Source organism: Candidatus Chloroploca mongolica (genome assembly GCF_004762035.2).
Lineage (GTDB): Bacteria > Chloroflexota > Chloroflexia > Chloroflexales > Chloroflexaceae > Chloroploca > Chloroploca mongolica.
Window position 1 is genome coordinate 30,765 of the sequence record NZ_SIJK02000042.1, and the last position, 12,375, is coordinate 43,139.

The following is a 12,375-nucleotide window of genomic DNA, read 5'->3' on the forward strand; positions in this document are numbered from 1 at the left end:
AATGCTTTAAGAAGGCGATAGATCTGTTATGCATGATAAAACGTTACGTCACACGCCTGGCATAGAGCGCTTGTATCATGGGCTTGAGCCAGCGCTCGCAGCAAGCCTCAGTATCGACCGGGCCACACGGGATCGTCTGGTTATCTTTGATCCAGCGTCGGCACCGCTGCTGCGGCCTCTGATACGCGCTGAAGCGGTGTTGCCGTGGCGGGTTCGAGCAGAACAGCGCTGGATCATCGCGATTCCAGCGTCACAGGCCACAACGATACACCAGTACACGGCGCTGGCGCGTCATCTGGATAGCCTGACGCCGCCACGAGAAGAGGCAGGCGCGGCGCCCCCCTGGTGGATTCTTCCTGATGAGGCCGTACGTCCAGTTGCGGCACCACGCATTCTTGTGCATGAGGATAAGGCAACCGTTGCCTGGGATGACACGACGGCCCTGATCGCCGGGCCGACCCAGATCATCGCGGATGCCGACCCCTTCTGGCTGGCATGGATCGGATCGGCAACCGGGCAGGCTGCGCTGCGCAAGGGAATCTCGCTGGCAGCATTGCAGATTCCCGAGGTACCAGGGCCAACCCAGGGCAACCTTGCGGGTCTCGCCCTTGAAGCAGCACATCTCGCCTCACAGATTGATGAATTAGAAGAGGCCGTCTTGCGGCGCATCCTGGCCGACTTTGGCCCACCGGGGCGACAACCAGGCCCGCGTTTGCTTCGCTGGTGGCTGCTCGATTTTGAGCACTTGCACGAGGCGGTGCTTGATGAATTGAGAAATGACATCCCCGAGCGCTACCGGCCTACGTGGGAACAGATCCATCATGACCAGCGGACAACGCACGAAAAGGCGAGCGCACGCCTTGGCACGATCATTGAGGCCATCAATACCCAGGTAGCTGCGCTAGTCGAGAGCTAAGCGCCATACCTTGCAAATAAAACCTTTTTTTGACGCAAAGGCGCAAAGGCGCAAAGGTTTTCGTGTAGGTGCGCTAACCCTGAGATGAATTGCGCAAAGACCAGATCCCGTAGCTATGCTATCATAGAAAGAGCTACACGGAAAAATCGAGCCAAGAAGTGAGACAATGCGTATTTCAAGCAAGGGTGATTATGGCCTGCGGGCACTCTTTGATCTGGCCCAGCAATATGGCAAAGGTCTTGTGCAGAGCGAAGAAATTGCCACCCGTCAGGGGATTCCGGTCAACTATTTGAATCAGTTACTGATCACGATGCGACGCGCCGGCTTGATCGAAAGCCTCCGCGGGCCACAGGGCGGCCATATGCTCGCACGTGCCCCTGAGACGATCAATCTCTTTGAGATCCTGACCGCGCTTGAAGGCCCACTGTTGCCTGATGAACCAACACGTGAGGATCTGGCGCCTACTATGCCTGAGGATCACGAAGTAGTGAGTGAAGTGTGGGTCGATCTACGCACGCGTATGGAACGGATGCTCCGCGAAACGACGCTTGATGATCTCTGTCAGCGCAAGCGCCAGCGCACGGGCAATGTTATGTATTATATTTAGCCTCCGGCTGGGGTTTTGGGGGCATAGCTCTGCCCAAGGAGTCTTTTGTGCCGTAAAAAAAGCCAGCTACGCTGGCTTTTTTTACGGCACAGAGCGAGGGCTTGGCAGGCGGAGGCCTGCGGTGCAACCTAACCCTTCAAGACCTCGCGGGCGGCGTCGAGTGTACGTGCGACATCTTCGTCGGTGTGGGCGGCGCTGATGAAGCCCGCTTCGAATTGCGAGGGGGCCAGGTAGACACCGCGTTCGCACATTGCCCAAAAGAAACTGGCGTAACGGGCCGGATCGACCATCTGCTTGGCGTCGGCGTATGAACGCACGTGAAGGCCGGGTTCTTTGAGGAAGTAGAAACCAAACATGGTGCCGACCTGGCCGACTTGCAAGGGAACGTCCAGTTCTTCACCGATCTTCCGCATACCGTCGGCGAGCGCCCGCGCCCGCTCCTCGGCCTGCGCAAAGGGGCTTGCCTGTTCATCACCGTGGGTGCCAAACGCGGTCTGCAACGTCGCCAGGCCCGCCGCCATCGCTAGCGGGTTGCCCGAGAGGGTGCCAGCCTGATACATCGGGCCAGCCGGCGCAACCTGCTGCATGATTTCGCGCCGCCCGGCATAGGCGCCGACCGGCAAGCCGCCCCCAATCACTTTGCCGAGACAGGTGAGATCCGGTTTCAGGCCCCAAAGGCCCTGGGCACCACCGGGGGCCACCCGGAAACCGGTCATTACTTCATCGAGGATCAGCAAGGCACCGTAGCTGTGGGCGAGTTCAATCAACCCTTCGAGGTAGCCCGGTTCGGGAAGGACAAAGCCCATGTTCGCCGCAATCGGCTCGACGATGATGGCGGCGATCGCGTTGCCCTGTTCGCGGAAGATCGCGGTGGCCGCCTCGAGATCGTTGTATTCGGCGGTCAGCGTGTTCGCCGCGGCGCCTGCGGTGACGCCAGGGCTATCAGGGAGGCCCAGCGTTACGACGCCTGAGCCAGCCTGAACGAGCAGCATATCGGCATGGCCATGATAGCATCCGGTAAACTTGAGGAGCTTTTCGCGCCCGGTATAGGCGCGCGCCAGCCGCAAGGCGCTCATCGTCGCCTCGGTGCCCGAATTGACGAAGCGTACCTGCTCGATCCCTGGCATGAGCTTGATGACCTCTTCGGCAAGCTCGGTCTCCTGCTTGGTCGGGGCACCAAAACTTGTGCCGTGCGCCGCCTGCATGGCAATCGCTTTGACAACAACCGGGTGGGCATGGCCCAGCAAGAGCGGCCCCCACGAGAGTACATAGTCGAGGTAGCGATTACCATCAACATCGGTGAGCCATGGGCCCGCGCCGCTGGCAAAGAAGATCGGGGTGCCACCAACCCCGCGAAAGGCGCGTACGGGCGAATTGACTCCACCAGGAATCACCTGCTGCGCGGCGGCAAAGAGCTCTTGCGAGCGCGTGTAGCGTTCAGACATGATCAGGCTTCTCCCGCATAACGATAGTTCTGCACAAACTCAACGAGGCGTGCGACGTGCTCTTCGGGGGTCTCGGTGATGATACCGTGACCAACATTGAAGATGTGGCCTGGACGGCCGGCGGCCTGATCGAGGATCGCTTTGGCTCGTCGCTCGATTTCAGGCCAGGGGGCATGCAGCGTCGTCGGGTCGAGATTGCCCTGGACGGCAACATCGTAGCCATACTGCGCCCATCCGTCGGCGAGCCTGATGCGCCAGTCAAGCCCAAGCACATCGGCCCCGGTCGCCCGCAGGAGGGGCAGCATGCCATTCATATCGGTGCCAAAATAGACGATCGGCACGCCGGTCGCTGCACGGGTTTCAGCGACGGCCCGTTGCACATAGGGCAGCACATACTCGGCAAAATCGTCGGGGCTCAACGCGCCTGCCCACGAGTCAAAGATCTGCACCACATCGGCCCCAGCCCGAACCTGCGCAATCAGATAGGCCACCACAAGATCGGTCAACTTCGTCATCAGCGTCTGCCACGAGGCCGGGTCGCGATACATCATAATCTTGGTACGCCGATACTCACGGCTGCCACCGCCCTCAATCGCATAGCTCGCCAGCGTAAAGGGGGCGCCACTGAAGCCAAAGAGCGCCGTTGTTTCGGGAAGCGCCGCCCGGACGATCCGCAACGCTTCGAGGGTATACCCAGAAGCCGCCTCGGGCTCGTACGGTCGCAGCGCCGCAATATCAGCCGGTACCCGAATAGGATTATGGATAACGGGGCCTTCACCCTTCTCAAAAGTCAACTGCAAGCCCAACCCCTCGAGGGGGGGGAGAATATCGGCAAAAATAATTGAGGCGTCCATGCCAAACGCCTCGATCGGCTGCAACGTCACCTCAGCAGCCACATCGGGTTGCTTGACCATCTGGAGAAAACCGTGGCGCTCGCGCACCGCCCGATAGACCGACATATAGCGTCCGGCTTGGCGCATCAGCCAGATTGGAGTGCGTTCGACCGGCTCACGCCGACACGCACGAATGAGTAGCCTGGTCATGTGGTGTCCTTTATTTTTTGAGGGCTGACGCCCTCAAAACCTATGCTTTCACTGGCGAAAACAGCCAGCGAAGCTGGCTGTTTTCGCCAGTGAAAGCAAAAACGAAAGATTAGCCCCCGGCGCGGAGCCATCCTACGGCATCTTTTGCCCAGTAGGTGATGATCATATCGGCCCCGGCCCGTGTGATCGAGGTGAGGCTTTCCATAGCGACGCGGCGTTCGTCAATCCAGCCACGCTCGGCAGCGGCTTTGACCATGCTGTATTCGCCGCTCACCTGGTAGGCGGCCAGCGGTAGATCAAAGTTGGCACGGACTTTGCTGATAATATCGAGGTAGGCGAGGGCCGGTTTAACCATGAGCATATCGGCCCCTTCCTCGACATCAAGGCGCACTTCGCGCAGCGCCTCGCGGGCATTGCCCGGATCCATCTGGTACTGGCTGCGATCGCCAAAGCCGGGAGGGCTCTCGGCGGCGTCACGGAAGGGACCGTAGAAGCCCGAGGCATATTTGGCGGCGTAGCTCATGATCGCTGTATTGATCAGGCCAGCCCCGTCGAGTGCCGTACGGATCGTGTGGATCATGCCGTCGATCATGCCCGAGGGGGCGATGACATCAGCCCCAGCCTGCGCATGAACGACCGACGCCTTTGCGAGAAGCTCAAGCGTTGCATCGTTCAGCAGATAGCCTTCACTCTCGTGCTCGTCATACCCAGGGACGCCCGGCTGGTTGATGAGGCCGCAATGGCCGTGGTCGGTATACTCGCAGCAGCACATATCCGAAATCACGATCAGCTGCGGCACGGCCTGCTTGATCGCATAAGCCGCCTGCGGAACAATGCCCTCGGGATCAAAATTCTCGCTGCCACATGCATCTTTGTGGTTTGGAATGCCAAAGAGCAAAACTGCTGGCAAGCCAAGTTCCGCAAGCGCCTCGGCTTCACGGACGGCCCGATCAACCGACAGTTGCGCGTGCCCGGGCATTGAACCAATCGGGCGACTCACGCCTGTCCCATGGCGAATAAAGAGTGGCGCGATCAACTGATCAACCCGGACAGTCGTCTCACGCACCATCCGGCGCAGGGCATCTGTCCGCCGTAAGCGGCGCGGGCGAATGTGGGGATATCCAGCCATGCGGTGAACCTTTCTTGAGGTACTGTTCGCTAGTCGAACAAATCAGCTACGCGGGCTTGTTCGACTAGCGAAACACCCGGCTTTTTATGTCAAGCAGCGCTGTAATCAAACCCTCTTCGGTATATGGGTCAGCGACGGCGGCGGGGGTGAGGGTCAGTTCGCGGCAGACATCGGCGGTCGCCGGGCCAATGCAGATAATCGTCGTATGGCGAGCGGCGTCAAGCCCGTTGGTGCCGATCTGTTGGACAAAATAGCGTGCCGTCGAGCCACTGGTGAAAAGGATGACGTCAAGTTGACCTGCTTCAAGCAACCCAGCCAATTCGTCGCCACCAGGAGCCGGGATAGTGCGATAGGCAATCACCCGGTCAACAATAGCGCCGGCGGCCCGAAGACGTTCTTCGAGCACCGGGCGCGACAGATCAGCGTTGGGCAAGAGAACGTGGAGGCCAGCAAGTTCCCCTATCACCCCGGCCAGTTCTTCCCCAAGAAAGCGCTCGGGCATAGCCGCCGGGGTCACCCCCAAGAAGCGCTGACACGCTTCAGCCGTTGCTGGGCCAACGGCCCCGATCTGCAACAGTGGCTGCGCACGCAATTGAACCACCTGATCACCGAGGCCAGAGGCAACAGCCTCCACCGTGGTCACACTGGTCAAGAGCAGCCAGTGATAGGCCCCTGCCACCAACCGGGTCAGCGCATCGGCGAGCAGCGCGGGCTCGGCGGGAGGGCCATAGGCTATCGTTGGACGCACCACTGGGATGGCTCCCAGATTATGCAGACGCTGAACAAGACCGTCCGAGCGTTCTGCCGCCCGCGTCACCAGCACACGCACCCCGTCCAGAGGCATCGGTTGTGCAACGCTCATCGTTGACGTCCCTTCTTCCGGTTAGCTACCGACGACCTGCTGCAAAATTGCCGCCGCCCCCTGTGCCAGCAAATCATCGGCCAGCGCCAGGCCGAGGGCTTCAGCCTTATCAGGCGACCCATAGCATACGCCTTGCACAACGGTGGTGCCATCAACCGAACCAACGAGACCACGCAGATACAACGTGCCATCTGCCTCGCGTTCGGCATAGGCAGCCATCGGCACCTGACAACCGCCCTCGAGGCGACGCAAGAAGGCGCGTTCAGCCAGCGCCGTCGCCCGGGTGACAGCATGATCAAGGGGCGCGAGCAGATCGAGGGTGACGTGATCATCGGCGCGGCACTCGATGGCGAGCGTACCCTGGGCCACCGCTGGCAGCATCATCTCGGCGGGGATCGGGTAGGCGACAAACGCCACCCCATCGCTCTCGAGCGAACCATCGGGTTCGAGCAGACCGAGACGGGCCAGGCCTGCTGCCGCGAGGATCAACGCATCATACTGACCCTCGGCCAATTTGCGCAGGCGCGTATCAACATTGCCCCGCACATCACGCAGATCCAGATCGGGCCGGATCGCCCGCAACTGGCAGGCCCGCCGCAGCGAACTCGTACCGACCACCGCGCCCCGCGCCAACCCGAGCACCCCATCAAGCGAGCTCTGCCCCCGGTCAGGCACCACCAGCACATCAAGTGGCGACACCCGCTCGGGGAAAGCAGCAAGGGTCAACCCATCAGGAATCAGAGAAGGCAGATCTTTGCAACTATGGACACAGAGATCCACCTCGTGATCGAGTAATGCCTGCTCCAGTTCTTTTACAAAGAGACCCTTATCGCCAACTGCCGAGAGGGCCACATCGAGCACCCGATCGCCTTTGGTTGAAATCACCTTCAACTCGATCACCAGACCCGGGTGCAACATCCGAAGCGTTGCCGCCATCATCTCTGACTGCGCCAGAGCGAGCCGTGAACCACGTGTACCAAGAATAAGCGGACGTTCCATACGCATTCTGTCCTTGCCAGACGGTCTTACATCGTCTCAAGATTAAAGAGTTCCGTCACCATTGCCGCATAACGCTGCCCATCACCGTGAGCCGCAGCATCACGAAGGCAACGGGTAGGTGGATGCAACAACTTGTTGACCAAGCTGCGCGTAAGGCCCTCAATCACGGTGCGTTGCTCGGGCGAGAGATCGCGCAGGCGACGCAAGGCCCGATCAAGCTCGGCATTGCGCACCGTCTCGGCCCGTTCGCGCAGGCGCGTCAAGGCTGGCACCGCATCCTGCGTTTGACACCAGGCTTGAAACGCCGCCACCTCGGCGGTTGCAATCGCCTCGGCAGTACTGACAGCCCCGGCCCGATGGCCCAGCGTCGCCCGTACCACCTCTTGCAGATCATCAACCGTGCAGAGATGGACACCCGGCACAGTGGCGACATCACCGGCAATATCACGTGGGACAGCCAGGTCAATCAGGAGCATGCAGGGCTGTTCGCGTGGGCCCGACACACCAACGGCGCGCGCCTGCGCCTTGGTCGTCATCGCATTCGCAACGTGCTCACGATGGATGATAGGCACAGGTGCGGCGGTCGAACTGATCACGATATCAGCCATCGACAATGCCTCGGGAAGATCGTCGAACCCCATCGCCATCGCGTTGTACTGCCGGGCCAGTTGCTGCGCACGCGCCGACGTACGGTTCACGATGATGAGCGAGTCGGCCCCATTCGCGAGCAGATTCTGGGCAGCCAATTCACTCACCTCACCGCCACCGACAAGCAAGATCCGACATCCGGCCAGATTGCCCAGACGATGTCGTGCGAGTTCAACCCCCGCCTGCGACACACTGGCCGCCCCCTGCCCGAGTGCCGTCTCGCTGCGGACACGCTTGCCAGACGTCAACGCATGCTGGAAGAGCCGGTGCAGAATCGGCCCAATGCTCCCCGCTGACTGTGCGGCTTCAAACGCCGTTCGTACCTGACCCTGGATCTGCGCCTCACCCAGCACGAGTGAACGCAACCCAGACGCCGTCGCACAGAGGTGGCGCGCAACACTTTCGCCACTAAAAAAGAAGAGCGCCTGGGCAAACTGATCTTCCTCTAGACCGTGAAAATCAGCCAGGAAACGCACGAGACTCTGCGCTGTCGTTGCGCCATGTGTGACGCCATAGATCTCAACCCGATTACAAGTCGAGAGTATCACCGCCTCAGAGAGCAGTGCGGGGCAATCATCGTGAGCGGTTGTCAGTTGCATCAGTGCCGCCGGAATGTCCGTCGTGCTGAAAGCCAGCCGTTCGCGAATCTCCACCGGTGCCGTTGTGTGATCGAGCCCAGCAAGGAGAAGCTTCATACCTGAGATCCTCAGTATTCCTTAATACATCTAGGCAAATCTAGGCACGCGAGAAGCACACGACGGCCCTGAGAGCCGATCACTCCCTTGTGATCCGTTCGCTTCTCGATGTGCGTATACAGGCTTATCCGTCGGCCATCGCGAGCGCTGGCTCCTGCATCACAACACATCCAGCGGCAAAACCAGGAGCATCGACCCGCGCCAGGATGCCGATACAGACGACAAAACCAGCCGCTGAGAGGAGAAAGACCGAGCCATAGGCAAGATGGGGCACGCGGGTGATCAGATTAGCAAGGTCAAAGACAATGCCACCGAGCGCTATTCCAATCCAGACCGCTGAAGTGAGCATATCGGCAAAGGCCGACCCGATGTGAAACGAGCCAATCTTGAACGTCCGCAGCACATTCAGCTTTTCGGCATTGGGATCCATGCCTTCCTCCAGACCTTAGACACCAATCAAATCAACCAATCAACCGACCTTGGCGTCTCTACGTTACCAAGCAACGCCTCTCCTCACGCATCACCGGCCACCGCAATCAGCGTCGTAATCTTCTGCTGTTCCCCGCGGAAAGCCGATACATCAATCCGCTGGAGCAACACCAGCGCCGCACAGAGCATCAACGCCTCCAGCGTAAAGACAGTGACATACGCACCAACCGGACTACCGAGCGTGACACTCATTACATCACGTACAGCCCCGGCCATCACATTACCGACGCCGCGTGCAGCAGCATCGGCCATGCCCCAGGCACCAATAAAGAGACCAACATTCGCGGGGGTAGTCATATCGAGCATCAAGGCCAGGTTGGTCGTCGTTGCAATGCCCGTTCCCAGGCCAAGCACAACGATACCAAGAATGAAGAGAGGTTGCATATGCAATAGACCACTTGACGCGATCAGGATAAAGCCACAGGCTGCCACAGCTGCCCCGATCGTTGCCGCCGTCTTTTTGGCCAGAAAGCGACTCAACAAGAGCCCCTGCAGCAACAGGGAGAAGAGCGTCGCGCTTCCCCAGATCGCCGTAAGTTGCGTCGTTTCACGGACGCTCATACCAAACGCCTGCGCCCCAAACGGCTCAAGCAAGACATCCTGGCCAAGAATGGCGGCGAGCAACAGCATCAGATAGACAAAAAAGACCTGGGCTTGGGGATTGCTCACCACCGCGCCGACCGCTTCGCGCACACTATGCCGCGCCTGCTCACCAAGCACCGCATTGCGTGGTTCGAGGCCAATCAAGCCAATAGCACTCAACACAAACGCCACCAGGCCACATCCCATAAAGACGCGAACCAGCGCCTCAGAGCTATAGTTTTCCAGCGCTCGTCCGGTGATAGTCGCCGTAAAAATGACAGCGGTGATCATCATAAACCACATGACCGCAATCGTACGCGAGCGATCGTTTTCGCCAGACATATCACTAGCGAGGGAAAGGTATGAGACCACCGAAAGGTTATAGCCTAACCCCCAGAGCGCAAAGGCAAGAACCGAAAAGGCCAGACCCGGCCAGAAGGTTGCATCCATCGTTAGCGCGGCAATCGGGGTCAGCACCGAGCCGGTAATGCAGAGCAACAGGCCCAACGCGATGTAGGGCGTGCGCCGATAGCCAAAAAGAGGATGGTGATCAGAATATTGGCCGAGAAAGGGCTGCAACGGCGACATTAGGTTGGGCAAAACAATCAGGCCCGCCACCAGAGTCGCCATCAACTGCATCTCGTGGATCATAATCCGGTTAAGAATGCCGGTAATCGGCACAAGACAGACAGCTACAGCCACATGAAGCAACCCCAGGCGAAAGTTCGTTACGATGTTCATACGCTTCTCCCTGCGATCCTTATCCTTGTCTCATCGTAGGCCATACGTGACCCTTCAGTACTTATTTCTCTACCGCCACCTGGGCAGGCTGCGCGTGCAGCGCTGCGGCGACCCGTTCGCCCATCGTGGCCCCGTTCTTCCAGCATTTCGGCACGCCAACCCCACCCCGGTAATTGCCCACAAAGAAGAGTCCTGGCAGGCGTTGCTCGGTCGCTTCGAGGGCAGCAATGCGCTCGGTGTGCCCAAAGGTATACTGCGGCAACGCGTGCGGCCAACGTGCGACGTTGCTCATCTCGGGGAGACCAGTGATGCCCAGCACGTCGGCATTCTCGGCGGCAATCGTCTTGACCAGACTAGCATCGTCCAGTTCAGTCAGATCAGGCCGCAACGAGCCACCAACCAGCGTCGTCGTCAAGACCTTACCCTCAGGGGCGCGTCCACGGAAGAGCGTGGAGGACCAGAGGATGCCGAGGAAGTTGCGCTGCTCACATGAAGGAGCCAGGACACCAAAGCCATCGAGCGGGTGAGCGACCTGATCACGCCGATAGCCAAGATGCACCACATTGACAGGGGCATACGGAATTTCACGCAACGCCGTCGCCGCCGAGTTTGCAATAGCGTCAATCAGGTCGGCGGCAACAAATGCCGACGTTGCGAGCACCACCGCCCGCGCCACAACCGGCTCGGTACGCCCATTGCGCTCGACCACCAGCCGCCAGTTTGCGCCTTCCTGGAAGAGATCAGTTGCCCTGGCTGAAGACCAGACCCGGTTTGGCCCAAGCGTCCGCGCAATCGCCTTCGGCCAATCGGCGATCCCGCCGGGGAACCCAAAGAGCACACTGCGCATCTTTGGGCCTTTGGGGGTACCCTTGGCTGGTCGCTGGCGCCCTTTCAGCATGCCACGCACAATGCTGCCACCACGCTGCTCGGCCTCCCAAAGGGAAGGAAAGGCTGCCTTGACCGACATTTTGCGCGGATCACCCGAGTAGACGCCCGAAACAAACGGATCAATCAGGCGTTCGGTCGGTTCAGGACCAAGCCGACGGGTAAAGAAATCAGCGACACTCTCGTCGGGCGCACCACTTCGCGAGACAAACGGCTCGCGAACAAAACGCAACTTGGCCGCCGTCGAGAGCAACGGGGTCTTGATGAGAGCGGGGGGCGAGGAGGGGATGATAGCCGGCTTGCCGTCAAGCAGAATATAGCGCTTGGTGCCACTGCGATCAGCCGCGATCAACGAATCGAGCAACCCCAGATCAGCAAACTCGGCCCACAGACGGGCATCTTTGGTGGTTACCGTATTGGGGCCACAATCGAGCACATAGCCATCACGGGTCGTCATGCTCTGCATCGAGCCGCCAACCTCAGCGTGCGCTTCAATGACCAGCACCTCAAAGCCGCGCTTATAGAGCGTATACGCTGCACTCAAACCACTAATTCCACCGCCAACAATGACCGCATCATAGGTATGCATCTTGCTACTCCACCCTAAGATCCACATTCATCTTCATCCGCCCCGGCATGGGTACGATGGTCTTGCGCCATTTCAGGGGCAAGCAGATCGCGCAAGCCATCGCCCAGCAGATTGAACCCCATCACACTGGCCGTAATCGCCATCCCCGGAAAGAAGGCCACCCACCAGGCCCGATCCATGCTATCCCGACCGGAGGCCAATAACGCACCCCATTCGGAGGTTGGTGGTTGCGCTCCGAGACCGATAAAGCTCAGCGCGCCTCCCGCCAGAATGACCGTCCCCAGGCGCAGGGTAATAAGCACAACCAGTGGCGAGGTAAGATTGGGCAAGATATGGCGCAGCAAAATACGCCCATCACCAAGCCCCATCGTACGAGCCGCCTCGACATAGAGCATCTCGCGCGTCGAGAGGGTACCGTTTCGCACCATACGATAGTACCCAGGGATACCAACAAGCCCCAGTGCAATCACGGTCGTCTGCAACGAGGGCCCGAGCAGGGCCACAAAGACAATCGCCAGCAGCAGGCCCGGCAAAGCCAACCAGGCATCCATGATCCGCGAGAGGATCTGATCAAGCGTGCCACGATAGTAACCAGCCAGCAAACCAAGGATGATCCCCGAAAACGAACCGATCATCACCGCCGGCACGGCCATCTGCAAGGCTGTGCGCGCACCATAGACAACCCGACTAAAACGCTTGGTGTGAGATAGACAAACGAAAGGTGTCGACTATCATGGATGAAATA

At 59.6% G+C, this 12,375-nt stretch carries 12 protein-coding genes; 2 read left to right on the forward strand and 10 right to left on the reverse strand.

Translation table 11 applies throughout. From position 1 onward, the window contains the following. Positions 1–28 precede the first annotated feature (28 nt). Positions 29–916, forward strand: coding sequence for a DUF8810 domain-containing protein (locus EYB53_RS18875; protein ID WP_135479948.1), 888 nt, complete (start codon positions 29–31; stop codon positions 914–916). A gap of 166 nt (positions 917–1,082) precedes the next feature. Continuing rightward, on the forward strand, positions 1,083–1,523 hold the full coding sequence (locus tag EYB53_RS18880) for an RrF2 family transcriptional regulator (protein ID WP_135479949.1): 441 nt from the start codon (positions 1,083–1,085) through the stop codon (positions 1,521–1,523). A gap of 128 nt (positions 1,524–1,651) precedes the next feature. Here the strand turns inward: EYB53_RS18880 and hemL are convergent, their stop codons facing one another. The 10 genes from hemL to EYB53_RS18930 form a co-directional block, all read right to left on the reverse strand. Beyond that, the gene (gene hemL, locus EYB53_RS18885) at positions 1,652–2,968 is read right to left on the reverse strand and encodes a glutamate-1-semialdehyde 2,1-aminomutase (RefSeq protein ID WP_135479950.1); all 1,317 of its coding nucleotides are present in this window, start codon (positions 2,966–2,968) and stop codon (positions 1,652–1,654) included. A 2-nt stretch (positions 2,969–2,970) separates the two neighbouring features. Then, positions 2,971–4,011, reverse strand: a complete 1,041-nt coding sequence (gene hemE / locus EYB53_RS18890) for a uroporphyrinogen decarboxylase (protein WP_135479951.1) — start codon at positions 4,009–4,011, stop codon at positions 2,971–2,973. 109 nt (positions 4,012–4,120) lie between these two features. After that, on the reverse strand, positions 4,121–5,140 hold the full coding sequence (hemB, locus tag EYB53_RS18895; RefSeq protein WP_135479952.1) for a porphobilinogen synthase: 1,020 nt from the start codon (positions 5,138–5,140) through the stop codon (positions 4,121–4,123). Positions 5,141–5,204: 64 nt separating this feature from the next. Then, complete coding sequence (locus EYB53_RS18900) at positions 5,205–6,002, reverse strand: uroporphyrinogen-III synthase (RefSeq protein ID WP_135479953.1); 798 nt, start codon at positions 6,000–6,002, stop codon at positions 5,205–5,207. A gap of 21 nt (positions 6,003–6,023) precedes the next feature. Then, positions 6,024–7,001 carry a hydroxymethylbilane synthase gene (hemC, locus tag EYB53_RS18905; protein ID WP_135479954.1) on the reverse strand — a complete coding sequence of 326 codons (978 nt, stop codon included), beginning with the start codon at positions 6,999–7,001 and terminating at the stop codon, positions 6,024–6,026. Between the two features lie 26 nt (positions 7,002–7,027). Further along, positions 7,028–8,344: a glutamyl-tRNA reductase gene (gene hemA / locus EYB53_RS18910; protein WP_135479955.1), complete on the reverse strand. Its 1,317-nt coding sequence runs from the start codon at positions 8,342–8,344 to the stop codon at positions 7,028–7,030. A gap of 124 nt (positions 8,345–8,468) precedes the next feature. Next, on the reverse strand, positions 8,469–8,774 hold the full coding sequence (locus EYB53_RS18915) for a hypothetical protein (protein WP_135479956.1): 306 nt from the start codon (positions 8,772–8,774) through the stop codon (positions 8,469–8,471). An 83-nt stretch (positions 8,775–8,857) separates the two neighbouring features. Next, on the reverse strand, positions 8,858–10,156 hold the full coding sequence (locus EYB53_RS18920; RefSeq protein ID WP_135479957.1) for a BCD family MFS transporter: 1,299 nt from the start codon (positions 10,154–10,156) through the stop codon (positions 8,858–8,860). Positions 10,157–10,217: 61 nt separating this feature from the next. Continuing rightward, positions 10,218–11,630 (reverse strand): protoporphyrinogen oxidase, encoded by a 1,413-nt coding sequence (hemG, locus tag EYB53_RS18925; RefSeq protein ID WP_135479958.1) that lies wholly within the window; start codon positions 11,628–11,630, stop codon positions 10,218–10,220. A 14-nt stretch (positions 11,631–11,644) separates the two neighbouring features. Beyond that, complete coding sequence (locus EYB53_RS18930) at positions 11,645–12,283, reverse strand: ABC transporter permease (RefSeq protein WP_254151141.1); 639 nt, start codon at positions 12,281–12,283, stop codon at positions 11,645–11,647. Between the last annotated feature and the right edge of the window lie 92 nt (positions 12,284–12,375).